The sequence below is a fragment of the Streptococcus sp. 1171_SSPC genome (genome assembly GCF_001069335.1).
Lineage (GTDB): Bacteria > Bacillota > Bacilli > Lactobacillales > Streptococcaceae > Streptococcus > Streptococcus xiaochunlingii.
On the sequence record NZ_JWAK01000024.1, the window covers coordinates 57,050 to 83,197 of the forward strand.

Below are 26,148 nucleotides of genomic sequence, written 5' to 3' on the forward strand. Positions count from 1 at the left end.
AGTTGAGTAGGGCTGTAAAAGCTGATGAAATCAGCGTGGTAGAGCCCCCTCAACCACTGCGTCTTGCTCGATAATCCAAAGACAATTGAGAGGCTAGGACTTTTGTCCCAGCCTCTTTTTTGCTGTTTTTAATAATTATAGCTTGAAACTATATCCCATTCAAGAAAACAAGATTAACGCAAATCATTGTGGATGATGGGATGGACTGTTATAATAACCTTATTCGTTTATCTCATGTAGCACTTATAGGAAAGGAATCCATATGTCAGATTTACTAAGTATTTATAAAGAATTGCAAGCTAAAAAATGGGTGGACTTGAGTCACCAAATCAATGCAGAAAGTCCACACTTCCCAGCCCTTCCTGCTTTGCAACAAGAAGACCTTTTCACATTAAAAGATGGTTTTCATGTTCAAAAATTTACAGTGGTTGGTCAATACGGAACGCATATTGATGCACCAATTCACTTTGTAGAAGGGGGCCGTTGGTTGGATGAGATTGACCTCAAAGATCTCCTCTTGCCACTCTATGTTATCGACAAGTCTAAAGAAGTTGCCGCGAATCCAAACTTTATCTTGAGCAAACAAGATATCATAGACTTTGAGGCAGAGCATGGACAAATTGCTGAGGGTGCTTTTGTTGCCTTCCGTAGTGATTGGTCAAAACGTTGGCCAGATCAAGATGCTATGCGTAATCTGGATGAAAATGGGGTTCAACAAAGTCCAGGATGGAGCCGTGAAGCCTTGGAATTCTTGATTCATGAACGCCATGTCAAGGCTGTGGGCCATGAAACCTTCGACACAGATGCTGGTATTCCAGCAGCAGAGCATGGCTTGGTCAATGAATACTACCTTTTGGAGCAAAATATCTACCAAGTAGAAGTCTTGAACCACTTGGATCAAGTGCCAGCCGTAGGTGCCTTGATTTCAATTGCCTTCCCTCACTGGGACAAGGCAACTGGTTCACCTGTCCGTGCCATTGCTATCTTGCCTTAAAAAAACAGAGCCTGAAGCGAATCTTCAGGCTCTTTTATATGGATGTTGAAATCTATTTTTGAATCTGATGGTTATCTTATCAAACCTTGTTATCTTACAAAAATGTAAGGAAAGAGAGTTAAAATGAAAGATTAGACTATGGTAGCTCTAATGATGATTCATTAAAATTTAAACATAAGAAAAAGGCTTGTCAAACAAACCTTTTCTGATATTAGCGCATGGTAACGAATTCTTCGGATCCAGTTGGATGAATAGCGACGGTCGCATCGAAATCGGCTTTTGTGGCTCCCATCTTGATAGCAACAGCAAATCCTTGGATCATTTCGTCCACCCCATACCCAAGACCATGGAGACCGACAACGGTTTCTTCCGGTCCTACAGTGATGAGTTTAAATTTAGCCAACTGACGATGCTGGGTCACTGCTGAATACATCGAGGCGAAACTTGAAGTATAGACCTTGATAGCGTCTTTTCCATATTGTTTTTCGGCTTCTTCTTGAGTGAGACCGACTGTACCAATCGCTGGATGAGAAAAGACAACGGTCGGAATGGTTGCGTAGTCCATTTTAGCATCGGTTTTTCCATTAAAGAGACGTTCGGATAGGGTACGCCCTGCCTTGATAGCGACAGGAGTTAATTCTTTTTCGCCCGTGACATCTCCAAGAGCATAGATGCCAGGAACAACCGTATTCTGGTATTCATCCACTGCAATGAATCCTTTTTCATTTAAGGTGACACCTGCAGCTTCTAGATGGAGGTCTTGGACGTTTGGTTTTCGGCCGGTCGCCCAGATCACATGATCAGCGACAAAAGATGTTTGATCTTCGAAATAGACTCGGATTTGACCATTTTCTTCCTTTGTGAGTCGGACAGGAACCTTGTGAGGATGGAGAGGCAATCCTTGTTTATCCATCTCCTCCATTAAGCCATCGACAATGTAAGAATCAAACTTTCTTAAAGGACGATCACCTCGAACGAAGAGGTCTGTCTTAACACCAAGGGCATGTAGCACACCGGCTAGTTCTACCGCAATGTAGCCAGCGCCAATAATGGCAACTGATTTTGGTAGTTCTTCCCAAGCAAAGACATCGTCAGAGGTTTCTCCTAGGTCTGCTCCAGGTAGATCTGGGATGTAAGCATGAGCCCCTGTAGCGATCACAATGTGTTTAGCCTTGATGGTTTCCCCGTTGACTTCGACTGTATGGGCGTCGACAAAGCGAGCGCGACCTTGGATATACTCCACACCATTTCGTTTAAAACTGCCATCATAAGAAGAACGAGCCCGATCAATATAAGCTTCGCGATTTTTTCTTAAGGTCGCAAAATCAAAATTGGTCTGTTCAGAAGTAAACCCATAATCTGGACCGTAATCACGAATGGCTTCAGCAATTTGGGCGCCATACCACATAATTTTTTTAGGGACACATCCTTTGTTGACACAGGTCCCACCTAGTTGCTTTTCTTCAATAACAGCAGCTCGGGCTCCATGTTCTCCAGCTCGGTTCATGGTAGCAATCCCTCCGCTACCTCCACCTATGGAGATAATATCAAATTCTTTCATGGTTAGTACTCCTTTGTTGATTTACACTTTCATTGTAACAACAAAGGTTACAAAAATCAAGAAATTGCCATCGTTGAATAGGAGGAGAAAACAAGATAGCAAAAAAAACGTGCAAAACAGATGATTCTGAATTGAAAAATGAGGAAATATGATATACTAAACTTATAATTTGAAACGCTTTCGAATATTGGAGGAAAGAAATGAAAAAATTTAAAAAATGGCAAATTATTACAGCGACTGGTGCTGCTATAGCAGTTGTAGGAATGGGGAGCTGGCTTGCTTTTGGAAAATCAGGTAGTGGCCCTGAAGAAATGGTCGATATGACACCTATGGTACAAACTGTGAAAGAAGGTTCGATTGCTTCCTCTGTTTTATTGACAGGTAAGGTCACAGCCAATCAAGAACAATATATTTATTTTGACGGAACCAAAGGAGATTTGCAATCCATCCTAGTGAATGTCGGGGATCAAGTAACCGCTGGCCAAGCTATTGTTCAATATAGTAGTACAGAAGCGCAAACTGCCTATGACGCGGCAGTACGTGCGGTCAATAAGGCAGATCGTCAATTGAACGATCTCATGACCAATGGAGTTACCATTGATACAACAGGGGATGAGGAAGCAGATAGCAAATCAGCCTCTCAAGCCCAACGTTCTTTGGACACACAAGTGGGTGATTTGCGCGATGCCCGTGCGGATGCTGTAGCCAATATGGAAAAAGCTAAAGCTTTGTTGGATGCTACAACCGTAAAAAGTAGTACAGATGGAACGGTTGTAGAAGTCAATAAAGATGTCTCCAAATCAACAACCGGAACCAACCAAACCCTTGTTCATATTGTCAGCAACGGTAACCTTCAAGTAAAAGGTGAGTTGTCTGAGTACAATCTAGCCAACATTTCAGTTGGTCAGGAAGTGACCTTAACCTCTAAGGTCTATCCTGGGAAAAAATGGACTGGAAAGATTAGCTACGTTGCCAATTATCCGACAGAAGCTGGTCAGGCTGGTGCAAATGCCGCAGGTTCTGGACAAGGAACAGGGGGAGCTAAATATCCGTTTACGGTAGAGATTACCAGTGAGATTGGTGATTTGAAACAAGGTTTCTCTGTCAATATTGAAGTAAAAAGTTCAACCATCCATCCTTTGGTTCCTGTGACAAGTGTCTTATCAGACGGCGATCAAAGCTATGTTTGGACGATTGAAGCTGGCAAGGCTAAAAAAGTCAATGTTACCTTAGGAAATGCAGATGCAGAAAATCAAGAAATCTTATCTGGTTTGAACAAGGATGCTCAAGTCATCACCAACCCTTCTGGTGATTTGGAAGATGGGAAAGAGGTCGGAAAATATGACAAAATTGATTGAGCTGAAAAACATCAATAAAAGTTATCAAAATGGCGATCAAACCCTACAGGTATTAAAGGATATCCATTTAGATGTGGAAGAAGGGGAATTTCTAGCTATCATGGGACCTTCCGGGTCTGGGAAATCTACCCTAATGAACATCATTGGTCTTCTGGATCGTCCGACCAGCGGTGAGTATAGGCTAGAGGGGGAAGAAGTAGGAAATCTTAGTGAGAAGAAATTAGCCCAGGTTCGCAATGAGCAAATAGGCTTTGTCTTCCAACAATTCTTTCTTCTATCGAAACTCAATGCTTTTCAAAATGTCGAGCTTCCCTTGATTTATGCAGGAGTGAATCCTTCTAAACGAAAGGAATTAGCTGAACAATTTTTAAAGAAAGTTGAGCTAGATACGCGGATGCACCACCTTCCTTCGGAACTGTCCGGAGGGCAAAAACAACGGGTGGCCATCGCGCGTGCTTTGGTCAATCATCCTTCTATTATCTTAGCGGATGAACCAACAGGAGCTCTCGACTCCAAGACCGGCGATCAGATTATGGAGCTTTTGACAGCCCTCAATCAAGAAGGCAAAACCATTATCATGGTGACCCACGAAACGGAGATTGCTGCCTATGCCAAACGACAGATTGTCATTCGAGATGGAGTGATTTCTTCGGATAGCCGCAACGAAAGGAGGGCCTGATGCAGAACTGGAAATTCGCTATTAGTTCCATTATGGGACATAAAATGAGATCGTTCTTAACCATGGTAGGGATTATCATCGGGGTTGCCTCAGTCGTTGTCATCATGGCTCTCGGAGATGGGATGAAAGCGGGAGTGACTAAGACCTTTACCAAGGATCAACAATATGTTCAGATTTCTTATTCCGCCCGAAAGAGTGGCTACATGACTGGTTTTAATCTTGGACCAGAACCTGTCTCAGAAGAAGGTGGTGGTGAAGGCGGTGTTGCTAGTGAAGGAGACCAAGGAATGTCACCGCCAGCTGGCTATGGAGAGGAAAGTAGCGAGGACGTTGACAATCCAATCCTTGAAACACCACCCGTTGTTCAAGAAGAATGGGTCAAAGAATTGACCAAGATTCCTGGTATTGATGGCTACTATGTTGGTAATACAGCTAATGCCACTATCTCCTATCAAAAGAAAAAATCTGAAGGGGTCAATATCATGGGAGTCAATGATACTTATTTCTCAGTAAGAAAATTTGAATTGGTTTCAGGAAGAAAACTAAATCCTTCAGATTATCAGAGTTTCTCACGGGTCATCATGTTGGATGAAGGCTTAGCTTCGACCTTGTTTGGAACGGAAAGTGCCCTCAACCAAGTGGTTGCTGTCGGAGACAACAACTATCGGGTGGTAGGGATCTTCAAGGATCCAAATGCTGGATCTGCATTATATGGGGTTTCTTCTGGAGGAAGTGCCTTGATGGCCAATACCCAAGTAGCTTCAGAATTTGGAACAGAAGAAATTTCTACTATTGTGGTGCATATCCCGGATGTCAAACAGATTAAACCAACTGGGATCGAAGCGGCGAAAAAGTTAACCGAGTTGTCGGGAGTTCGCCAAGGAGAGTTCCAAATCTTTAACATGGATAGTATCTTGGAGCAGACCAATCAAATGCTCAGTATTATGACAACAGTCATTGGTGCGATTGCAGGAATTTCCCTTCTCGTTGGTGGGATTGGGGTCATGAATATCATGTTGGTATCTGTGACTGAGCGGACACGTGAAATCGGTCTGAGAAAAGCTCTTGGAGCTACTCGTGGAAAAATCTTGATTCAATTCCTCATCGAATCCATGGTCTTGACCATGATGGGAGGAATTCTCGGTCTGGGATTGGCCTATGGTGTCAATGCCCTCATCGCCACAGCTGCCGCAGGTTCTCTAGAAGGACCACCAGTCGTCTCCATGTCGGTGGCTATCGGAAGTATCATCTTCTCAGCTTGCGTTGGAATTGTCTTCGGTATCCTACCAGCAAGCAAGGCATCAAAACTCGATCCGATTGAAGCTCTTCGCTATGAATAAGGATGGATGCCCTACATGCTTGACTCGGATGAAGTAGAATTTGATTATGAATGAATGGAATGTGATGGAAAAGGGAGAAGGAACCCTTTCCTTCCATTCCTTTTTTCATTTTTCCTGCTCAAGAATAGTGTATTTCCCCGTCAAATATGATAAAATAGGGGAGAATAACTTAGGAGGTTCCAAATGACTACTGAACATATGGAAGAATTAAATGACCAGCAGATTGTCCGTCGCGAAAAGATGGCGGCCCTTCGTGAACAAGGAATCGACCCATTTGGAAAGCGATTCGAACGAACTGCAGATTCTGGTCAATTGAAAGAAAAATATTCAGAATTAGATAAAGAACAACTTCATGATTTGAACGAAACGGCCATTATTGCGGGTCGTCTTGTAACCAAACGTGGGAAAGGGAAGGTTGGCTTTGCCCACCTTCAAGACCGTGAAGGTCAAATCCAAATTTACGTTCGGAAAGATGCGGTCGGTGAAGAAAATTATGAAATTTTTAAAAAGGCTGACCTTGGAGATTTCCTTGGGGTAGAAGGTGAAGTGATGCGGACAGACATGGGTGAACTTTCCATCAAAGCTACTCACATCACCCATTTGTCTAAAGCCCTTCGTCCCTTGCCTGAAAAATTCCATGGCTTGTCTGATGTGGAAACCATCTACCGCAAACGCTACTTGGATTTGATTTCGAACCGTGAAAGCTTTAACCGCTTTGTAACCCGTTCGAAAATCATCTCAGAAATCCGTCGTTACTTAGATGGTCAAGGCTTCCTTGAAGTAGAAACACCTGTTCTTCACAATGAAGCTGGTGGAGCATCTGCGCGTCCGTTTATCACTCACCACAATGCCCAAAACATTGACATGGTCCTTCGTATCGCGACCGAGCTTCACTTGAAACGTTTGATCGTTGGTGGAATGGAGCGCGTCTATGAAATCGGACGTATCTTCCGTAACGAAGGAATGGATGCTACTCATAACCCTGAATTCACCTCCATCGAAGTCTACCAAGCCTATGCTGACTACCAAGATATTATGGACTTGACGGAAGGGATTATCCAACACGCTGCGAAAGCCATTCATGGGGATGGTCCTGTTAACTACCAAGGAACTGAAATCAAGATCAATGAACCATTCAAGCGTGTCCACATGGTGGATGCAATCAAGGAAATTGCTGGTGTTGACTTCTGGCAGGAAATGAGCTTTGAAGAAGCAGTAGCCCTTGCTAAAGAAAAACATGTGCCAGTTGAAAAACACTACACTGAAGTGGGGCATATTATCAATGCCTTCTTCGAGGAATATGTAGAAGAAACCTTGACACAACCAACCTTTGTCTATGGACACCCTGTAGCTGTATCTCCATTGGCTAAGAAGAATGACGAGGATCCTCGTTTCACGGACCGTTTTGAGCTCTTCATCATGACCAAGGAATATGCTAATGCCTTTACAGAATTGAACGATCCAATCGACCAATTGGAACGTTTCGAAGCGCAGGCACGTGCCAAAGAATTGGGAGACGACGAAGCAACTGGAATTGACTACGATTATGTAGAAGCTCTTGAATATGGTATGCCACCAACAGGAGGACTTGGAATCGGTATCGACCGTCTCTGCATGCTCCTTACTGATACGACTACTATCCGTGACGTATTGCTCTTCCCAACTATGAAATAAAATAAAAGAAAACACTGATCGCAAGATCAGTGTTTTTTAGTCTTTTAAATAAGAAGTATCATTCCAAGTATCTAAGTGATAGTGCTCAAAATCATCTGTTGTTAGAATCGTCACACTAGCATTATTGAGTCCGCCATTTTTACGGAGTTCCTCTGGTTTATAGCCTAGAAGAGTCCGAATAGAAGCGGTTAAATTAGCGCCATGGCCAACGATTAGAATGGCCTCGCCAGACTTGTCTTTTAAACTTTTGATAAAATTTTCGGTCCGTTGGGTGGTTTCTTCAACGGATTCTGCTCCGAAAATATCGTGGTGAAACTCAGCTAAATTATGACGAAAGGCCTTCATTTCCTCCGGATAGAGAGCCTTCAACTCCACAATTTTTCTACCTTCTAAGCTACCAAGCCGCCATTCCCGTAGAGCAGGAGTCTCTTGGAGGGAGATAGGATGTTGATTTTGCTCGAGAATGATTTGAGCAGTATGGACAGCTCTAGGCAAGTCACTTGAATAAGCTGCATCAAAGTATGTTTGAGATAAATGCTGGCCCAAGGCTTTTAACTGTTGGATGGAAGATTCTAAAAGCGGAGAGTCACCATTTGCCCCTTGGATACGTCCCTCTTCATTCCACTCGGTACGTCCGTGACGGACAAAATATAATTTCATATTGGTTTTATCCTTTACTCGACTAAGTCTTCGAAGCTAGCCTTGACAAAATCAGCTAAATCTTGCGCCTTGATTTGAATGCTATGACCAACTTCACCTGCAGAGACAATCATCTGATCGAGTTCCAGGACAGACTGGTCAATAAAAATAGGGTAGTTGTGTTTTTGTCGGATACCAACAGGATTATTGGCCCCATGAACATAGCCCGTCGTCTTTTCCAAGTCTTTTTGCGGAATCATACTAACTTTTTTATTGCCAGATAGTTTAGCCAATTTTTTTTCGGATAAGTGGGCAGAGATGGGAACAATCCCAATGACGGGACCAGTTTTATCACCTGTTAGAGCCAGTGTCTTATAGATTTGATCAGTCGTAATTCCTTCTGGGATGATTCCCTCAAGAGCATTGATTTGCAATCCTGTATGGTCGATTTTTGCTTTCTGCAGTATTTGTTCAACCAATGTTTTTTTTACTTTTTGTTTTTTTGCCATCTCACTCTTCTCTTTCTCTTAATTTCCTAACATTATATCATACTATTTGAGTTTCCGTTCAAGAGAAAAAGAGGCAGTTGCCTCTTTTAATTCTTTTCTACAGTAAATAGTTTTCGGTAGATTTTTTCTCGATTTTGTGTAGGAGCAATCTGGTTCAAGTCCAAGTAGTGGGTGAAACCATTCAATTGTCCCTGAGAGGTGTACTGATGAAGATCATACTCGTCATCAGTAGATGGTGCTGCATTGTAGTAGCCGTCATCATGACCATAAGTTGGAATCCAGAGGGCGGTAAATTTATCAGTGGAGATACTATGTTCTTCCATGAAATAGGTCCCGATATAGATTCCGATATTTTTGGCTCCCAATGATTCTAGCTTGGCACGGAAGGCCTCCACGCCAGCGTTCATATCACCCATCGTTTTTTCTTCTACATCCAGCCAATAATAGGTTGGTTTGTATTTTTTGGATGCCTGATAGAACTCTTCTGCTTCCTTTTCCATTTCTTTTTTGTCCTTGGCAGCTACGTAAGCATATACCGCAACTGGAATATTTCGTTTTTGAAACTCTTTAATATGAGTTTCGTATGATTTGTCTATTCCATTTAAATAAGTCGCGGCATTTTCTTTTTTAGCTTGAGCTCCACTATGAACTCGAACAATGACTCCGGAAACATTTTGTGCTAAGAGATCATAATCAATCTCGCTTGGCAATTGCCAACCAGAGATATCGATAATTGGTCGATTCAAAAATTCTTGATCTAATTCTTCAACTGAGTCAGAAGAAGAGGAAGATGGGATTTTTGTTTGATTGGTGTTCTTTGCCTCTTGTAGGGTCTTGTTTTTAGCAAGTTGATTTCTTTGGATATCTGCTACTGTTTTAGAAATTACCAAAAAGGAAAAGATACTTGCGAAAAAGACAAAGAGGACAATTGGTTTAATCCTTTTTCTCATACAGAATCATTTTACCGTAAAAGACGGAAAAAGGCAAAACAAAGGACCCGGAAACAGGAAAAACAAGATGATATGATAGTGAATCAGAGGATCGATTTTCTTTGCTTCCTCACAATAGTTGGAGTAGAAATAAGAGTCAGACTGGTTTGTTTGATCATCTTTTGAAAGTGAAAACCGAATCTTATTTGGTCTTTCCTTTTTTTTACTATTGAAAGGTGATATAATGAAATTTGAAAATTAGAAGTATGGGTGTTACATGAAATTAGAAAAACGTCATTTTTTAAACTATTCGATCCTGATCCCTTACCTCCTTTTGTCAGTATTGGGATTGATAGTAGTCTACTCGACAACGAGTGCCTTAGCCATCCAAAAAGGGCTTAGTCCTTTCGGGATGATCAGAAGCCAGGGGATCTTTTTTGTTCTAAGTTTGATCACTATTCTGATTACCTATAAGGTGAAATTAAATGTCCTTAAGAAAAAGGGCTTCATCGGAATTTTCATTATAGCTGAGACGATCCTTCTTTTGCTATCGCGTTTCATCACAGATACGGTGAATGGTGCGCATGGATGGTTGAGTTTTGGAGGTTTCTCTATTCAGCCAGCTGAGTATTTGAAGATTATCATCGTCTGGTACTTGGCCTTGGTCTTCTCTAAAAAGCAAGAAGAAATTCAACGATATGATTACCAAGCGTTAACCCACAATCAATGGCTTCCTCGAGATTTGTCGGATTGGCGTTGGATGGTGCTCTTCCTGATTGCTATTGTGGTCATCATGCCAGACTTAGGAAATGCGACCATTCTTGCACTGACAACCTTAATTATGATTAGTGCAAGTGGGATAGCTTACCGCTGGTTTTCAAGCCTATTAGCCATACTAGTGGGAGGCTCAACCGTTCTTCTTTATTCCATTCAGCTAATTGGGGTAGAGCGTTTCTCTAAAATCCCTGTCTTTGGCTATGTAGCGAAACGTTTCAGTGCTTTTTACAACCCCTTTAATGATTTATCAGATTCGGGACACCAACTAGCCAATTCTTATTACGCCATGAGTAATGGGGGCTGGTTTGGCTTGGGACTTGGAAATTCGATTGAAAAGCAAGGGTATCTGCCAGAAGCTCATACAGACTTTGTCTTTTCAATCGTTATTGAAGAACTTGGTTTTGTGGGAGCTAGTCTCATCCTAGCCTTGTTGTTCTTCTTAATTTTGCGCATTATTCTTGTCGGGATTCGGGCAAGAGATCCATTTAATTCAATGATGGCGATTGGTATAGGAGGGATGCTCCTGACCCAAACCTTCATCAACATTGGTGGGATTTCTGGGCTGATTCCTTCGACAGGGGTGACCTTCCCCTTCCTTTCACAAGGAGGAAATAGTTTGTGGGTCTTATCCATTGCGATTGCCCTTGTCTTGAATATTGATGCGAGTGAAAAGCGCGCCCTAGCTACTCAAGAGGACCCTTCTTACGAGAAGCCTCAGAAAATTCAGAGCTACTACTAAATCGGAGTGAGTAAAGAAAGGAGTTATCATGACTTTACAAAAACTAGAGAGCTACACCAACAAAGAGATTATCAAAGAAGAAGCTGAGATTTTAACAACTATTTTAGAAGATATTGCTAAAAATTTGGTGAGTCCAGAAACCCTTGATAAGATTCTTGAATTGAAAAAACTATCTGTTTCAAAAGATTATTTAAAATTGGATCAAATTGTCAAAGAGCTATCAAATGAAGAGATGACTGTGATTTCTCGCTACTTTGCCATTCTTCCCTTGTTGATTAATATCTCTGAAGACGTCGATTTGGCTTTTGAAATCAATCATCAAAATAATGTGGGACAGGACTATCTTGGAAAGCTGTCGTCCACCATTCGCCAGGTGGCTGAGACTGAAAATGCTCAGGAAATCTTGGAACACCTCAATGTAGTACCGGTATTGACCGCTCATCCGACCCAAGTGCAACGGAAAACCATGTTGGACTTAACCACTCACATTCACAGTCTTTTACGCCAACACCGAGATGTAAAAGCTGGCTTGATGAACGAGACTAAATGGTACAATAATTTGCGTCGTAATATCGAAATTATGATGCAAACCGATATGATCCGTGAAAAGAAACTCAAGGTAACTAATGAGATTACCAACGTCATGGAATACTATAATAGTTCCTTCCTTCAGGCTGTTCCCAACTTAATGTTGGAATACAAACGTCTTGCCAAGGAGCAAGGGATTGAGTTGCAACAGCCCAAACCGATTACGATGGGAATGTGGATTGGTGGAGACCGGGATGGGAATCCTTTTGTAACCGCAGAGACCTTGAAGCGATCAGCTACGATTCAAAGTGAAGTCATTCTGAACTATTATATTCAGAAAATCTCTAGTCTTTATCGGAACTTCTCCCTCTCTACCAATCTTTCAAAAACCAGTCAAGCGGTTGAAGAGATGGCAGCCCGTTCCAGTGATACATCTGTCTTTAGAGAGAAGGAGCCCTACCGTCGGGCCTTCCATTATATTCAATCCAAGTTGGTCCAAACCTTGTTGAATATCAAGGGATGGTCTGTCGTTGGCTCAACAGTAGATGACCGTCATCCGGTTGAGCGTCTTCTCGGTGCTCACACCCATCAACAAGGAGTGGTTACCGATTATATCGGTACCCGAATCAGTGGTGCGATCCAAGAGTTGGCAGAAGATCGCCCTCCTTATTACGAAACAGTTGAAGAATTTAAACAGGATTTGACCCTTATTCAAGAGTCATTGATTGAAAATAAGGCAGAAGCTTTAATCTCAGGGGAGTTTGCTGAGTTATTAGAAGCAGTAGAAGTTTTTGGATTCTTCTTGGCTTCGATCGATATGCGTCAAGATTCGAGTGTCCATGAAGCTTGTGTTGCGGAACTTCTCAAAGAAGCTGGAATCAATGACCATTACAGTGATTTGTCAGAAGACGAAAAGTGCGAGTTGCTTTTACAAGAGTTGTTAGAAGATCCTCGTATTTTATCTGCTACCCATGCAGAAAAATCAGAATTGCTTGAAAAAGAATTAGATATTTTCCAAACAGCGCGTGAATTAAAAGACCGCTTAGGAGAAGATGTTATTCGCCAAACCATTATTTCTCATGCAACCAGTGTATCGGATATGCTTGAGTTGGCTATCATGTTGAAAGAAGTGGGACTGATTGACAAGGAAAGCGCACGTGTACAAATTGTTCCCCTCTTTGAGACGATCGAAGACTTGGATCAATCTGAAGATACAATGAGAAAGTATCTATCACTTCCAATTGCTAAACGCTGGATTGCTTCTAAGAATAACTACCAAGAAATTATGCTTGGTTATTCAGATAGTAACAAAGATGGTGGTTATCTATCTTCTTGTTGGACTCTTTATAAGGCCCAGCAACAATTAACAGCGATTGGTGACGAGTTTGGTGTGAAGATTACCTTCTTCCATGGCCGTGGTGGAACAGTTGGTCGTGGGGGCGGTCCAACCTATGAAGCCATCACCTCACAACCATTGAGATCCATTAATGACCGCATTCGTTTGACGGAGCAAGGTGAGGTCATTGGCAATAAATATGGGAACAAGGATGCAGCTTATTACAACTTGGAAATGTTGGTATCTGCAACGATTAACCGCATGATTGCTAAGCAGAAGAGTGAAAGGAGCATGTCCGATCAGTACAATGAGATAATGGACCAGATTGTCAATCGTAGCTACGATATTTATCGTGAACTGGTGTTTGGCAATGAGCATTTCTATGATTACTTCTTCGAATCCAGTCCGATTAAGGCAATTTCTAGTTTCAATATTGGTTCCCGTCCAGCAGCCCGTAAGACTATCAAAGAAATCGGTGGCTTGCGTGCCATTCCGTGGGTCTTCTCATGGTCACAGAGCCGGGTCATGTTCCCTGGCTGGTACGGTGTAGGGTCTAGTTTTAAAGAATTTATTGATGCAGACCCTGAAAACATTGAAACCTTGCGTTATATGTACCAAAAATGGCCTTTCTTCAAGTCTCTTCTTTCAAACGTAGACATGGTGCTCTCAAAAGCCAATATGAACATTGCTTTTGAATACGCCAAGCTGTGTGAAGAAGAGGAGGTTCGTGACATCTTCAATATTATCCTGGATGAGTGGCAATTGACTAAGGATGTTATTTTACAGATTGAAGGGCATGATGAACTCTTAGCTGAGAACCCTTATCTAAAAGATAGTTTAGATTATCGTATGCCATACTTTAATGTTCTGAACTATATTCAATTAGAATTAATTAAACGCCAAAGACGTGGTGAATTGCCTGCAGATCAGGACAAGTTGATCCATATCACGATCAATGGTGTCGCGACAGGATTGCGTAATTCAGGTTAATCGTGAACCCTAAAAACCAATCTCGATTAGAGGGATTGGTTTTTTGGTGGAAGAAATTGAAAATGCTTGTGAAATACATAGAAAATAGGCCACAAAAAATGAAATAACTAGCTGTTTGTTTCAAGAAAGTAGTGGAAGTACAAATTCACAAACTTCCATTTGGATAAATTCCTTTAAGAAAAAAGAAATAAGAAAAAAAGCTAGTAAAACACTTGCAATTTAGACGAAATTTGATAAAATAGTAAGGAAAGTTAGACTGTATTGCCTACTGTCTATCTATAAAATATATTTTATTGGAGGCTTTTACTCAAATGGCAAAAGAAAAATACGATCGTAGTAAACCACACGTTAACATTGGTACTATCGGACACGTTGACCACGGTAAAACTACCCTAACTGCAGCTATCACAACTGTTTTGGCACGTCGCTTGCCTTCATCAGTTAACCAACCAAAAGACTATGCGTCTATCGATGCTGCTCCAGAAGAACGCGAACGCGGTATCACCATCAACACTGCGCACGTTGAGTACGAAACTGAAAAACGTCACTATGCTCACATCGACGCTCCAGGACACGCGGACTACGTTAAAAACATGATCACTGGTGCCGCTCAAATGGACGGAGCTATCCTTGTAGTAGCTTCAACTGACGGACCAATGCCACAAACTCGTGAGCACATCCTTCTTTCACGTCAGGTTGGTGTTAAACACTTGATCGTCTTCATGAACAAAGTTGACTTAGTTGACGATGAAGAATTGCTTGAGTTGGTTGAAATGGAAATCCGTGACCTTCTTTCAGAATACGATTTCCCAGGTGATGACCTTCCAGTTATCCAAGGTTCAGCTCTTAAAGCTCTTGAAGGTGACTCTAAATACGAAGATATCATCATGGAATTGATGAACACTGTTGATGAGTACATCCCAGAACCAGAACGCGATACTGACAAACCATTGCTTCTTCCAGTCGAAGACGTATTCTCAATCACTGGACGTGGTACTGTAGCATCAGGACGTATCGACCGTGGTATCGTTAAAGTCAACGATGAAATCGAAATCGTTGGTATTAAAGAAGAAATCCAAAAAGCGGTTGTTACTGGTGTTGAAATGTTCCGTAAACAACTTGACGAAGGTCTTGCAGGGGATAACGTTGGTGTGCTTCTTCGTGGTATCCAACGTGATGAAATCGAACGTGGACAAGTTATTGCTAAACCAGGTTCAATCAACCCACACACTAAATTCAAAGGTGAAGTTTACATCCTTTCTAAAGAAGAAGGTGGACGTCATACTCCATTCTTCAACAACTACCGTCCACAGTTCTACTTCCGTACAACTGACGTAACTGGATCTATCGAACTTCCAGCTGGAACTGAAATGGTAATGCCTGGTGATAACGTGACTATCGACGTTGAGTTGATCCACCCAATCGCCGTAGAACAAGGTACTACATTCTCAATCCGTGAAGGTGGACGTACTGTTGGTTCAGGTATGGTTACTGAAATCGAAGCTTAATTCGATCTAGTTCCCAGATTAACAATTATATAGACAGACAGAAAACCCCGTGAAGACGGGGTTTTTATTGTTTTAAAAAGTAAAAGAGTTTGTGCAACCTTTCATTATCACGAAAATTATGGTAAAATAGTTAGTATAAAATTAGAAAAACGAGGTATGTGAAATGTCACGTAAACCATTTATTGCTGGTAACTGGAAAATGAACAAAAACCCAGAAGAAGCAAAAGCATTCGTTGAAGCAGTAGCATCAAAACTTCCTTCATCTGATCTTGTTGAAGCTGGTATTGCTGCACCTGCTCTTGACTTGACAACTGTTCTTGCTGCTGCTAAAGGTTCAAACCTTAAAGTTGCTGCTCAAAACTGCTACTTTGAAAACGCTGGTGCCTTCACTGGTGAAACTAGCCCACAAGTTTTGAAAGAAATCGGTACAGACTACGTAGTCATCGGTCACTCAGAACGTCGTGACTATTTCCACGAAACAGACGAAGATATCAACAAAAAAGCAAAAGCAATCTTTGCAAATGGTTTGCTTCCAATCATCTGTTGTGGTGAGTCACTTGAAACTTACGAAGCTGGTAAAGCTGCTGAATTCGTAGGTGCTCAAGTATCAGCTGCTTTGGCTGGCTTGACAGCTGAGCAAGTCGCTGCAACTGTTATCGCTTATGAGCCTATTTGGGCTATCGGTACAGGTAAATCAGCTTCACAAGACGACGCACAAAAAATGTGTAAAGTGGTTCGTGACGTTGTAGCTGCTGACTTCGGTCAAGAAGTTGCTGACAAAGTACGTGTTCAATACGGTGGTTCAGTGAAACCTGAAAACGTTGCAGAATACATGGCTTGTCCAGATGTTGATGGAGCTCTTGTTGGTGGTGCATCACTTGATCCAGAAAGCTTCTTGGCTTTGTTGAACTTCGTAAATTAATCGAACATAAAAAAGACGAGAGATTTCTCGTCTTTTTCTTGTCTAAAAAACCAGCTAGTAGGCTGGCTTTTATTTTCTTATGAGCGTCCTAAGAGTCGTTTAATCAAGGACAAGGCTTTAAATTTCAGAGGATTTGGATAATAGCGGAAGGTACCCATCTTACGGACGATATAGCCGTTGAAGTTTTGTTTGAAACGAAGAACACCGTCTGATCCGTCAAAGATCCCTTGAATGCCTAGGAAATTGTATAATGTGATTCCTTTTTCTAACGCTCGCTTCATTGCATGGTATTGAATCAAGAAGGCTGCAGAAAATTTCTGATATTTGGTATACGAACCACCAAATAAATAGGTCACTTCTGATGGATTATAGATGATGAGGGCGCAGGCCAAGGGCACTGTTTCAACTGTTTCGTCAGCCAAGGTTTCTCGGACAATTGTCTTTTGTTTCTCTAATTTTTGCAGCTGTTGCTCATATTGTTTGGATGAAGGATTAAGCAAGGAAATCTTCTGGTCTAAGTAAGCTAGTGCCTCTGCTGTATTGATCTCAGCAATGAGAAATTCTGCCTTGTCTCCAAAGGTATCATAGAGATCGTAGTAGTAGTTCAGGCTCTTGTCTTCAAAGCCTTGACGTTTTCCAGTTTCCTCAATAATTTGTTTAAACTGAGGGATTTCGTCTCTACTAATATTTCGGATGGAAATGTCATAGTTGAGAGCAGTCGTAATATTACGGCTACAGTTCTTGTTGAAGGATTTTAGGAGAGATTTCGCATCAAAATCGGTGAGGTCCTTCAAATAATGCCAAACAGGCTCTCCTCCAGGATAGCCCACTTGTAAGCCATCAAATTGATAGCCAAGATCCAGTAATGATTGGAGAAGCGGTTTTTGCTCTTCTTCAGTTGGATTTCCATTGCTATCGAAAACTTGATAGTGGTCATAGGGCTTTAAAATGAATTCGATACCACCATTTTCTTTTACATAAGCCTGTAATGCTTTGTAAAAATCTGGTAGGTAGCGAATATCCGTAACGATTGGTCCGCTATTGATTTCGTAATGCAGGCCTCCCGTCATAGGTAGGCTGTATAAAATGGCAGAGATAGCTAATGTTCCTTGCTCTTCCCAGCCAATATATTGAATGGTTGCGCCTCTTTTATGAAGCAAATCAGCCATTTCAATACTCTGTAAAAAAGAGTGATTGGAAGTAGTAAGAGAGTGTTGGTAAAAATCTTCCCTGCTAATAATCTTGAATGTCATAGGTCACCTTACTGTTTATTTCTTAGTTTTTTTCGTAACTGATAGGCCTTGTTAACAAGGGGATAAAGCATGCTAGTTGCGAGGTTGAATTCGCCAACAAATTCTTCGATCATTGGATTAAATTTTGACTTGAAGTGGTAGAGTCCTCCATCTAAGTGGTTCTCAACTCCTCCCATATTTTGCCAAGCAGCTCCACGGTCAAAGGCATGCTGGGCTGTTTCATACCAAGTCAAAATAGCTGGTTGATAGCGTCGGAAGTTCTCATCCATCCCCGCATAGACATTCTCTGAAGTGCCTCCAAATTCAAGAGTTAAGGTTCCAGAAAGAGAAACAATCTCTTGGCCAGCTTTTAGCTCTTGATGGAGAAATTGGATTTCTTCTTCCAAACGTTCTTTTTCTTGACGGTTGTTGTCAATCTTGCCTTGTTTTGTTTTTTCGTTAAAACGACTAGCTTCTGCTTGATTTTTTTTCAGCTGCTCTTTGAGTGAAGCAAGACGCTCAGCCAAGTTAATTCGTGATAGAGTGATGTAAGATTGTCCTGCATAGGTTGTTAGCAGTTTCTCATAATAGTCTCTTCCACGAAGATGGATGCCTTTTCGCGCTTCTGTCTTTTTCATCAGAGCTGCAAATTCATCTAAGAGTTCAGTGCCTCCAAAGATGACTTCGACTCCTTTATTTCGAGCGGTCCGAATGGCTTGCTTGGTGGATTTGGACAGTTGGTCTTCTGTGAAGTATTCCTTGTAGATATTGGCCTGGAAACGTGGTTGAATGGTTTCTCCCATGTCTTCCGTCCGACCAACCCATTCCACTCCATATTCTTTTAAGGATTGGGTAATCGCTAAAGTAGCCTCTTGATCTTTTGCCTCTTGGCCGATTAATCCTTTTCTTAGGAAAAGAGAGGGATCAAATTTGGCGAAGACAGCACGCTTGCTTTTAGCATATGTCTTGATGGATTGGAGCATAAAGGCCACTAATTGGCTATTTTTGTAATCCATTATAGGTCCACGTGGGATATAGAGCATCGTAAAACCAAGTGGGAGGGGTTGGATTAAAATACTCGCAACAGCAACCAGTTTGTCATCTTGGTAAACACCAAGGCGTTCATTACCCCAGTTATCTTTAATTTTTGCCCAATCTGAGCTTTGAAGCAAATTGGTTTGGGGACTATTTTTAACGAATTCATCATGTTCTTCGGCTGTAATACCGATGTTGTAACTATACATTAATGGAGTACCCACTTTCTAAGGGCGTAAGCAACACCCGACTCATCGTTAGATCGCGTGACAACTTTAGCAATCTTTTTAAGTTCAGGACTAGCATTGTCCATCGCGACAGGGAGACCAGCAACCTCTAGCATGGCTTGGTCGTTTTCTTGATCGCCGACCGCCATTACTTGGTCTGGACTTAAGTTTAACTTGGAGGCTAACTGTAAGAGCGCCCGGCCTTTATTTACTGTCTTAGGTAAAATCTCAAGGTAAAATGGTGAGGAACGCACAATCGTAAAACGATCGTAAAAACTATCCGGAATAGCGGAGAGGACCGTTTTTAAGATTTCCGGGTCATCGACATACATGCACTTGAGAACCGTATGGTGCTCCATTTCTTCAGGAGTCCGATAGAAAAGATCCGAATGGACCAATTTGGCTTCATGGACGGTATAGGCACCAATGTTACGATTGGCTGTATAAATGCCAGACTTGGTACTAGCATGCATGGGAATAGCTAATTTGCGAGCTAGCGCTTCAATATCCAAATAATCATTGTAGGAGAGGTGTTCTTCATAGAGAGTTTCACTGGTGTGGGCGTCTTGGATCAGAGCTCCATTAAAAGTGATGACGAGATCACCTGGTTGATCCAAATGAAGTTCCTCCAACAATCGAAGGACACCAGAACGAGGACGACCAGTTGCTAAGACAATATGGACTCCTTGAGCTTTGGCATCTTGGATGGCTTGGAAAACTTCGGGGGTTACTTGGCCGTCAGATGTTAAAAGGGTCCCATCGATATCAAGGGCAACAAGTTTAATGTTCATGTTTTTCTCCTGTGAAGGTATCGTTAACAATATAGGACTGGAATAATTGTAGTTGAGGTGTGAACAAGCTATTTTCAAGCAGCATTTCTTTTGGGAAATAGAAGCGATTATCCCCTTGTCTGCTACCGGCTAAGGAAGCAACGATAGGAGAAAGAAGGGATAGCTCAGCTAAATTTCCATCCTTTTGGATGATCTCAATTTGAGTACGAGGTTTTTCTGAATCTGGTCGGTAAACGTCGTAAGGAAGGTCAAAGTTTCGATGAATAGCCGTATAATAGGTTGGATCAAAACCGACCTCTTGAATCAATTGTTTGAGAGCAGCTAATTGTTCTTCATCCTTATCTTGAAAGAGAATGGATTTGAAAACCTTGCGATTGATAAAACGCTGGGCCAAATCAGAGAGAACGGAGTCAGGACTCTCCATCCAAGATTGAAAGTAGGTATTCATAACGCCGTCGTCCAAAGCCAAGTAATCGGCCAGGCTAACTTGGTGCTCAAAAAAAGGAATCAGTCGAGGAGAAGTCACTTGAAAGAACTCTTTATGCGCAAGGTAGAGATGACGTGCCCGCTTGAGCAGGTTCTGCAAAAGGACTTCCATTGCTCTGGTGGCTGGATGAAAGTAGACCTGCATATACATTTGGTAGCGAGAAACAACATAATCTTCAACCGCATGCATCCCATTTACCTGAAAAGCAATTCCGTTTTCTACTGGGCGAATGACACGCAATATACGAGTTAAATCAAAATTACCGTAAGAAGCCCCAGTGAAGTAGGCGTCTCTTAGAAGGTAATCCATGCGATCGACATCAATCTGACTAGAGATTAACTGCACCACCTGTTTGTTAGGGTAGGTGTGGTCGATAACACTGGCTACCTTTTGAGGGAAGTCTGGTGCTACTTGAATTAATACCTGGTAGATTTCTGTTTCAGGACAGGTAATAATTTCCTGGGTCATTTTTTCATGATCAGTATCAAATAGCCCTTCAAAGGTATGCGAATAAGCGCCGTGTCCGATATCATGGAGCAAGGCGGCAACCATGGTGAGAAGGGATTCGCTTGAGTCCCATTGGTCGGTGTATTTCTCATCAAAGATTGATAGGATGCGCCGAGCAATTTCATAGGCTCCTAGACAGTGCGAAAAACGACTATGCTCGCCCCCATGAAAGGTAAACCCAGAGGTTCCTAACTGTTTGATGCGACGTAGTCGTTGAAATTCTTTTGTATTAATGAGCTTGTAAATGACTGGGTGATCCACGTGAATATAGTTGTGCACAGGATCCCGAAATACTTTTTCATTCATGCCTCTATTATAGCAGAAAACGGCCTAAATTGGTATCGAGAGATGGTTGCAATAGGAAAAAGAAAGAAGTTTTTGGTAAAATAAAGGAAAGAGGGAAAGGATGGCAACTTTTGAAGATTAGAATACAAAATCAGATTCAATTTGATGATCAACTGGAAGTGATGGACCAATATTACGAAGGGGAATGGAAGGAAAAAGGCGGCTATTACTATCTGCTTTACGTTAACGAAGAAGGAGAAAAAGTCGCTTTGAAATTTCATGATCAAGAATTGACCATGACTCGCTTTTCAACGCCAAAATCCATCATGAAATTTATAGCTTCAGAGAAAGGTCATGCGCTCATTCCAACTCCCCTAGGCATGCAGCAGTTTGTGATTGATACTCAGGAATATAGATTGGAGCAAAATAAGCTTGGTTTGTCCTATCAGTTGTTAACGGCAGACGGAAGTCAACAGTTTGCGACCTACCGTTTAGAATTGACATGGGAAGACTAGTTTATCAGTAGTTTTTCTTGATTTTTTTACGAGTTGTGGTATAATGAAACCACTCAAGGGAGTAGCTGGCGGTTAACCGCGATAGTGTCGTCATTCCGAATTATTTCCGGCACTATATTAAACAGCGAGACTTGTTTTTTTTAAAAACAGGTCTCTTTTTTTGTAAAAAGAGGCCAAAAAGGAGGAGACTGTTTTGTCAAAAGAACAAAATAAAGATTTGTTTTACACACAATCTTCTGAGGAAGTCCTAAAGAATCTGGACTCATCTATCGAAGGTTTGTCAACTGCTCAAGCTCAAGAACGCCTAGCGACTTATGGTCGTAATGAGTTGGAAGAGGGCGAGAAACGTAGCCTACTAGCTAAATTCCTTGATCAATTTAAGGATTTGATGATTATCATCTTGCTTGCAGCAGCGGCACTTTCTGTCATTACAGAAGGAATGGATGGTTTAACAGATGCCTTGATCATCTTGGCCGTAGTTGTCTTGAATGCTGCCTTTGGGGTATACCAAGAAGGTCAAGCTGAAGCAGCTATTGAAGCGTTGAAAAATATGTCTAGCCCGATGGCCCGTGTTCGTCGTGACGGTCATGTCATTGAGATCGACTCAAAAGAATTGGTGCCTGGGGACATCGTCTTGCTAGAAGCAGGGGATGTTGTACCTGCTGATATGCGCTTGTTTGAAGCAGCTTCCCTTAAAATCGAAGAAGCAGCTCTTACAGGGGAATCTGTCCCAGTAGAAAAAGATGTGACAGGACTTGTCGAAGCAGATGCTGGTATCGGAGACCGCGTCAATATGGGTTACCAAAACTCAAACGTAACTTACGGTCGTGGTATTGGTGTCGTAACTAACACTGGTATGTATACAGAAGTCGGTAAGATTGCGGACATGTTGGCCAATGCTGATGAAACGGAAACACCGTTGAAGCAAAGCTTGACCCAATTGTCTAAGACTCTGACTTACTTAATCGTTGTGATTGCTGTTATCACTTTCTTGGTTGGTGTCTTCGTTCGTGGAGAGCATCCATTAGAAGGCTTGATGGTAGCGGTGGCTCTTGCAGTTGCGGCGATTCCAGAAGGTCTTCCTGCCATTGTAACCATCGTTCTCTCTTTGGGAACAACAACCCTTGCCAAACGTAATTCGATTGTCCGCAAATTGCCAGCGGTTGAAACGCTTGGTTCAACAGAAATCATCGCATCTGATAAAACAGGTACTTTGACCATGAACCAAATGACGGTTGAAAAAGTTTATACCAATGGTCAATTGCAAAGCTCTGCAGCTGAGATTGCTGCTAGCAACAATACTCTACGTATCATGAACTTTGCTAATGATACCAAAGTGGACCCATCTGGCAAATTGATTGGGGACCCAACTGAGACTGCTCTTGTACAGTTTGGTTTGGACCACAATTTTGATGTTCGTGAAGTCTTGAAGGATGAGCCACGTGTGGCTGAATTGCCATTTGACTCAGACCGTAAACTCATGTCGACCATTCATAAGGAAGCTGACGGTTCATACTTTATCGCTGTTAAAGGTGCCCCTGACCAATTGCTCAAACGTGTGACGCGTATTGAAGTCAATGGAGAAGTTCGTCCCATCACAGAAGAAGACAAGAAAGCTATCCTTGCAATCAACAAAGCCTTGGCCAAACAAGCCCTTCGTGTCTTGATGATGGCTTATAAGACAAGCAAGGAAATCCCAACCTTGGAATCTGAAATTGTTGAATCTGACCTCATCTTCTCTGGTTTGGTCGGTATGATTGACCCTGAGCGTCCAGAAGCTGCAGAAGCTGTACGTGTCGCTAAAGAAGCAGGTATCCGTCCGATTATGATCACTGGTGACCACCAAGATACAGCTGAAGCCATTGCCAAACGTCTTGGAATCATCGATCCAAATGATACAGAAGACCACGTCTTTACAGGAGCTGAGTTGAATGAACTCTCTGATGAAGAATTCCAAAAGGTCTTCAAGCAATACTCTGTTTACGCTCGTGTATCACCTGAGCACAAGGTTCGTATCGTGAAAGCATGGCAAAAAGAAGGTAAGGTTGTTGCTATGACAGGTGACGGGGTTAACGATGCGCCTTCACTTAAGACAGCTGACATCGGTATCGGTATGGGGATTACAGGTACAGAAGTTTCTAAGGGAGCTTCTGATATGGTCCTTGCTGATGATAACTTTGCAACCATTATCGTAGCGGTAGAAGAAGGACGTAAGGTCTTCTCAAATATCCAAAAATCAATCCAATACCTCTTGTCTGCCAATATGGCTGAAGTTTTCACCATCTTCTTTGCAACATTGTTAGGTTGGGATGTGCTTCAACCAGTGCATTTGCTATGGATTAACCTGGTAACAGATACGCTACCAGCCATCGCCCTTGGTGTGGAACCAGCTGAACCAGGTGTCATGACCCACAAGCCTCGTGGCCGTAAGTCTAACTTCTTTGATGGCGGTGTCTTCGGAGCTATCATTTATCAAGGGATCTTCCAAACGATGCTAGTTTTAGGTGTTTATGGTTGGGCTCTTCTCTTCCCAGAGCACCAAAGTCATACTGAAATCCATGCGGATGCCCTTACCATGGCTTTTGCAACTCTCGGTTTGATCCAATTGCTCCATGCCTTTAACGTTAAGTCGGTTTACCAATCGATCTTTAAAGTGGGACTCTTTACCAACAAGACCTTTAACTGGTCTATCCCAGTTGCCTTTGTTCTCTTTGTGGTGACAATTTTGGTTCCTGGATTTAATAATCTCTTTCACGTGTCACATTTGAGTTTGACTCAATGGATGGTGGTCGCTGTAGGAGCGCTTATGATTGTAGTCCTTGTTGAGATTGTCAAAGCAATCCAACGAGCACTTGGAAAAGATAAAAACGCTATTTAAACGCATATCAAAAGTCATCTTCGGATGGCTTTTTTGTGTGCAGAGATGTCTGGGCATATTTCTTGAGCCCAGACTGGATTTTTGATAAACTAGACAACAGTTTGAAGAAAGGAAATTTATATTATGAAAAAGTTTTTTGCTGAAGTAATCGGCACATTTATGCTTGTCTTTATCGGGACTGGCGCGGTTGTTTTTGGAAATGGGACTGAAGGTCTTGGGCATTTAGGAATTGCCTTGGCATTTGGTTTGTCAATTGTCGCAGCTGCATACTCTATTGGGACTGTTTCTGGTGCTCACTTGAATCCTGCTGTTTCTATTGCTATGTTTGTCAACAAACGCTTGTCTTCAAAAGACTTAGTCAACTACATTGTAGCGCAAGTAGTAGGAGCTTTCCTTGCAACTGCTTCTGTCTTCTTCCTTTTGTCCAATTCCGGTATGGCAACCGCTAGTCTTGGTGAAAATGCCTTGGCTAAAGGAGTGACTCCATTTGGCGGTTTCTTGTTTGAAGTGATTGCGTCCTTTATCTTTATCTTGGTCATCATGACAGTGACATCAGCTTCTAAAGGAAACGGGAAAATCGCTGGTCTTGTGATCGGTTTGAGCTTGACCTTGATCATTCTTGTTGGTTTGAACATTACAGGTCTTTCTGTTAACCCAGCTCGTAGCTTGGCTCCTGCACTCTTTGTAGGTGGTGCAGCCCTCCAACAAATTTGGATCTTTATCCTTGCTCCAATCGTTGGTGGTGTCTTGGCAGCGCTTGTTGCAAAGAATCTCCTTGAAACTGAAGCTTAAGCTATTTTAACGAAAAAAAGATTTCGATTCCCTATGGGGTCGAAATCTTTTTCTTTTTAGCAGTCAAGGATGGTTAAAGCCTGACGAAATTCGCTTGCTAACTGCTGTCTTTTGTATTGATGAAATTCAGGTAAATTTTTCACAGCGTTGTAGCGTTTATGAAGACGATACATGTGAGGGATCTTGTACTGTGGATAGGCCTTGAAAAACTCTTCTGTCAGTTGCCATTCGCGAATATAGCCAAGAGGTCGCATGTGATAATGGATGTTATCGATGGCTCTGGAAGGATGGCGATGATGCAAGTGTCCGAAGACGACATCCGCTACCTCGTGCTTTACAAAGTGATCGTGAAAAGCTTGACTACCTAAGAAGGCATTAAATTTCTGAAAGTAGGGGTGGCTAACGAGAAAGTCCTTGTGGGGGACAAAGTGAAGAGCGACGATGATTCTACCATCTAAAGAAGCGAGGAGCTGATCTAATCGGAAGAGAACTTCTTGCGTGATCCTTGGATCATCTAAAGGACGTTCCAATCTTCGATCAAACCAGAAAGTATTCTTGGTACGCAAGTGGGCTTCCTTACTCTTTTCAGGGACAAAGCTATAATCGTACCATCCAGCAAGAGATACTAAATGGCTGTCCCCAAAGGTCTGGACCTGAAAATCATACTGCTTGATTTCTTCTTCTGAAAGAAATAGCATATCGTGATTGCCCAGGTTAAAGGAGACAGGAAGCTGTCTTTGGAGGTCCTGAATGAAGGGAAGGCTTATCTGTTTAAAGTCATTGGAAATGTCACCAGCTAGATGAAGGTGATCAATCTGTTCTTCTTGTAGGACTTGCAGGAGTTGCATGCGTTCGGCCTCGCCAAACTGATTGGAATCCAGGTGCAGGTCACTCATAAAACCAATACGTGTCATAT

At 42.1% G+C, this 26,148-nt stretch carries 21 protein-coding genes; 12 read left to right on the forward strand and 9 right to left on the reverse strand.

The features are described 5' to 3' along the window. The first annotated feature begins 262 nt into the window (after window positions 1–262). Entirely contained in the window at window positions 263–994 is a 732-nt protein-coding gene (locus tag ADF75_RS04775; RefSeq protein WP_048789337.1) for a cyclase family protein, read from the forward strand. A 211-nt stretch (window positions 995–1,205) separates the two neighbouring features. On the opposite strand, the gene gorA is transcribed toward ADF75_RS04775, so the two are convergent. Next, a complete protein-coding gene (gorA, locus tag ADF75_RS04780) occupies window positions 1,206–2,555 on the reverse strand; it encodes a glutathione-disulfide reductase (protein WP_048789338.1) in 1,350 nt (449 codons plus the stop codon). Window positions 2,556–2,755: 200 nt separating this feature from the next. On the opposite strand from gorA, the gene ADF75_RS04785 reads away from it, so the two are divergent. The 4 genes from ADF75_RS04785 (at window position 2,756) to lysS (ending at window position 7,606) form a co-directional block, all read left to right on the forward strand. Then, window positions 2,756–3,913, forward strand: coding sequence for an efflux RND transporter periplasmic adaptor subunit (locus ADF75_RS04785; RefSeq protein ID WP_048689469.1), 1,158 nt, complete (start codon window positions 2,756–2,758; stop codon window positions 3,911–3,913). Next, window positions 3,897–4,592, forward strand: a complete 696-nt coding sequence (locus ADF75_RS04790; protein WP_006595919.1) for an ABC transporter ATP-binding protein — start codon at window positions 3,897–3,899, stop codon at window positions 4,590–4,592. Before ADF75_RS04785 ends, ADF75_RS04790 begins: the two co-directional genes overlap by 17 nt. After that, window positions 4,592–5,932: an ABC transporter permease gene (locus tag ADF75_RS04795; RefSeq protein ID WP_048689466.1), complete on the forward strand. Its 1,341-nt coding sequence runs from the start codon at window positions 4,592–4,594 to the stop codon at window positions 5,930–5,932. Before ADF75_RS04790 ends, ADF75_RS04795 begins: the two co-directional genes overlap by 1 nt. A 183-nt stretch (window positions 5,933–6,115) precedes the next feature. Continuing rightward, window positions 6,116–7,606, forward strand: a complete 1,491-nt coding sequence (gene lysS, locus ADF75_RS04800) for a lysine--tRNA ligase (RefSeq protein ID WP_048689463.1) — start codon at window positions 6,116–6,118, stop codon at window positions 7,604–7,606. A gap of 36 nt (window positions 7,607–7,642) precedes the next feature. Here lysS and ADF75_RS04805 read toward each other — a convergent pair whose 3' ends face one another. The 3 genes from ADF75_RS04805 to ADF75_RS04815 all read right to left on the reverse strand — a co-directional run bounded on the left by ADF75_RS04805 (window position 7,643) and on the right by ADF75_RS04815 (window position 9,704). After that, window positions 7,643–8,266: a histidine phosphatase family protein gene (locus tag ADF75_RS04805; protein WP_048789339.1), complete on the reverse strand. Its 624-nt coding sequence runs from the start codon at window positions 8,264–8,266 to the stop codon at window positions 7,643–7,645. Between the two features lie 14 nt (window positions 8,267–8,280). Next, window positions 8,281–8,754, reverse strand: coding sequence for an aminoacyl-tRNA deacylase (locus ADF75_RS04810; RefSeq protein WP_048789340.1), 474 nt, complete (start codon window positions 8,752–8,754; stop codon window positions 8,281–8,283). 86 nt (window positions 8,755–8,840) lie between these two features. Then, window positions 8,841–9,704 carry a GH25 family lysozyme gene (locus ADF75_RS04815; RefSeq protein ID WP_048789341.1) on the reverse strand — a complete coding sequence of 288 codons (864 nt, stop codon included), beginning with the start codon at window positions 9,702–9,704 and terminating at the stop codon, window positions 8,841–8,843. Window positions 9,705–9,960: 256 nt separating this feature from the next. Here ADF75_RS04815 and ftsW point away from each other — a divergent pair, with 256 nt between their 5' ends. The 4 genes from ftsW (at window position 9,961) to tpiA (ending at window position 16,483) form a co-directional block, all read left to right on the forward strand. After that, entirely contained in the window at window positions 9,961–11,199 is a 1,239-nt protein-coding gene (gene ftsW / locus ADF75_RS04820; protein WP_048689453.1) for a cell division peptidoglycan polymerase FtsW, read from the forward strand. A 28-nt stretch (window positions 11,200–11,227) separates the two neighbouring features. Further along, window positions 11,228–14,053 (forward strand): phosphoenolpyruvate carboxylase, encoded by a 2,826-nt coding sequence (ppc, locus tag ADF75_RS04825; RefSeq protein ID WP_048789342.1) that lies wholly within the window; start codon window positions 11,228–11,230, stop codon window positions 14,051–14,053. Window positions 14,054–14,364: 311 nt separating this feature from the next. Next, window positions 14,365–15,561: an elongation factor Tu gene (tuf, locus tag ADF75_RS04830; RefSeq protein ID WP_048789343.1), complete on the forward strand. Its 1,197-nt coding sequence runs from the start codon at window positions 14,365–14,367 to the stop codon at window positions 15,559–15,561. A 163-nt stretch (window positions 15,562–15,724) separates the two neighbouring features. Then, on the forward strand, window positions 15,725–16,483 hold the full coding sequence (gene tpiA / locus ADF75_RS04835) for a triose-phosphate isomerase (protein ID WP_048789344.1): 759 nt from the start codon (window positions 15,725–15,727) through the stop codon (window positions 16,481–16,483). Window positions 16,484–16,560: 77 nt separating this feature from the next. On the opposite strand, the gene ADF75_RS04840 is transcribed toward tpiA, so the two are convergent. From ADF75_RS04840 to ADF75_RS04855, 4 genes are read right to left on the reverse strand one after another with little or no spacing between them, the layout of a single operon-like run. Further along, the gene (locus tag ADF75_RS04840; protein ID WP_048789345.1) at window positions 16,561–17,736 is read right to left on the reverse strand and encodes an aminoacyltransferase; all 1,176 of its coding nucleotides are present in this window, start codon (window positions 17,734–17,736) and stop codon (window positions 16,561–16,563) included. 8 nt (window positions 17,737–17,744) lie between these two features. Further along, a complete protein-coding gene (locus ADF75_RS04845) occupies window positions 17,745–18,959 on the reverse strand; it encodes an aminoacyltransferase (RefSeq protein ID WP_048789346.1) in 1,215 nt (404 codons plus the stop codon). Next, entirely contained in the window at window positions 18,959–19,768 is an 810-nt protein-coding gene (gene yidA / locus ADF75_RS04850) for a sugar-phosphatase (RefSeq protein ID WP_048789347.1), read from the reverse strand. Before yidA ends, ADF75_RS04845 begins: the two co-directional genes overlap by 1 nt. Continuing rightward, window positions 19,758–21,068: an HD domain-containing protein gene (locus ADF75_RS04855; RefSeq protein WP_048789348.1), complete on the reverse strand. Its 1,311-nt coding sequence runs from the start codon at window positions 21,066–21,068 to the stop codon at window positions 19,758–19,760. The genes yidA and ADF75_RS04855 overlap by 11 nt, the downstream gene beginning before the upstream one ends. A 110-nt stretch (window positions 21,069–21,178) precedes the next feature. On the opposite strand from ADF75_RS04855, the gene ADF75_RS04860 reads away from it, so the two are divergent. From ADF75_RS04860 to ADF75_RS04870, 3 genes are all read left to right on the forward strand, one after another. Further along, window positions 21,179–21,562, forward strand: coding sequence for a DUF1934 domain-containing protein (locus ADF75_RS04860; RefSeq protein WP_048789349.1), 384 nt, complete (start codon window positions 21,179–21,181; stop codon window positions 21,560–21,562). A gap of 193 nt (window positions 21,563–21,755) precedes the next feature. Continuing rightward, on the forward strand, window positions 21,756–24,440 hold the full coding sequence (locus tag ADF75_RS04865; protein WP_048789350.1) for a cation-translocating P-type ATPase: 2,685 nt from the start codon (window positions 21,756–21,758) through the stop codon (window positions 24,438–24,440). A 123-nt stretch (window positions 24,441–24,563) separates the two neighbouring features. Beyond that, on the forward strand, window positions 24,564–25,232 hold the full coding sequence (locus tag ADF75_RS04870; protein ID WP_048688708.1) for an MIP/aquaporin family protein: 669 nt from the start codon (window positions 24,564–24,566) through the stop codon (window positions 25,230–25,232). Window positions 25,233–25,288: 56 nt separating this feature from the next. Here ADF75_RS04870 and ADF75_RS04875 read toward each other — a convergent pair whose 3' ends face one another. Then, window positions 25,289–26,146: a metallophosphoesterase gene (locus tag ADF75_RS04875; protein WP_048789351.1), complete on the reverse strand. Its 858-nt coding sequence runs from the start codon at window positions 26,144–26,146 to the stop codon at window positions 25,289–25,291. Between the last annotated feature and the right edge of the window lie 2 nt (window positions 26,147–26,148).

Coding starts and splice junctions, on each gene's coding strand:
- ADF75_RS04775 (WP_048789337.1), top strand. CDS start 263: ATGTCAGATTTACTAAGTATTTATAAAGAATTGCAAGCTAAAAAATGG.
- gorA (WP_048789338.1), bottom strand. CDS start 2,555: ATGAAAGAATTTGATATTATCTCCATAGGTGGAGGTAGCGGAGGGATT.
- ADF75_RS04785 (WP_048689469.1), top strand. CDS start 2,756: ATGAAAAAATTTAAAAAATGGCAAATTATTACAGCGACTGGTGCTGCT.
- ADF75_RS04790 (WP_006595919.1), top strand. CDS start 3,897: ATGACAAAATTGATTGAGCTGAAAAACATCAATAAAAGTTATCAAAAT.
- ADF75_RS04795 (WP_048689466.1), top strand. CDS start 4,592: ATGCAGAACTGGAAATTCGCTATTAGTTCCATTATGGGACATAAAATG.
- lysS (WP_048689463.1), top strand. CDS start 6,116: ATGACTACTGAACATATGGAAGAATTAAATGACCAGCAGATTGTCCGT.
- ADF75_RS04805 (WP_048789339.1), bottom strand. CDS start 8,266: ATGAAATTATATTTTGTCCGTCACGGACGTACCGAGTGGAATGAAGAG.
- ADF75_RS04810 (WP_048789340.1), bottom strand. CDS start 8,754: ATGGCAAAAAAACAAAAAGTAAAAAAAACATTGGTTGAACAAATACTG.
- ADF75_RS04815 (WP_048789341.1), bottom strand. CDS start 9,704: ATGAGAAAAAGGATTAAACCAATTGTCCTCTTTGTCTTTTTCGCAAGT.
- ftsW (WP_048689453.1), top strand. CDS start 9,961: ATGAAATTAGAAAAACGTCATTTTTTAAACTATTCGATCCTGATCCCT.
- ppc (WP_048789342.1), top strand. CDS start 11,228: ATGACTTTACAAAAACTAGAGAGCTACACCAACAAAGAGATTATCAAA.
- tuf (WP_048789343.1), top strand. CDS start 14,365: ATGGCAAAAGAAAAATACGATCGTAGTAAACCACACGTTAACATTGGT.
- tpiA (WP_048789344.1), top strand. CDS start 15,725: ATGTCACGTAAACCATTTATTGCTGGTAACTGGAAAATGAACAAAAAC.
- ADF75_RS04840 (WP_048789345.1), bottom strand. CDS start 17,736: ATGACATTCAAGATTATTAGCAGGGAAGATTTTTACCAACACTCTCTT.
- ADF75_RS04845 (WP_048789346.1), bottom strand. CDS start 18,959: ATGTATAGTTACAACATCGGTATTACAGCCGAAGAACATGATGAATTC.
- yidA (WP_048789347.1), bottom strand. CDS start 19,768: ATGAACATTAAACTTGTTGCCCTTGATATCGATGGGACCCTTTTAACA.
- ADF75_RS04855 (WP_048789348.1), bottom strand. CDS start 21,068: ATGAATGAAAAAGTATTTCGGGATCCTGTGCACAACTATATTCACGTG.
- ADF75_RS04870 (WP_048688708.1), top strand. CDS start 24,564: ATGAAAAAGTTTTTTGCTGAAGTAATCGGCACATTTATGCTTGTCTTT.
- ADF75_RS04875 (WP_048789351.1), bottom strand. CDS start 26,146: ATGACACGTATTGGTTTTATGAGTGACCTGCACCTGGATTCCAATCAG.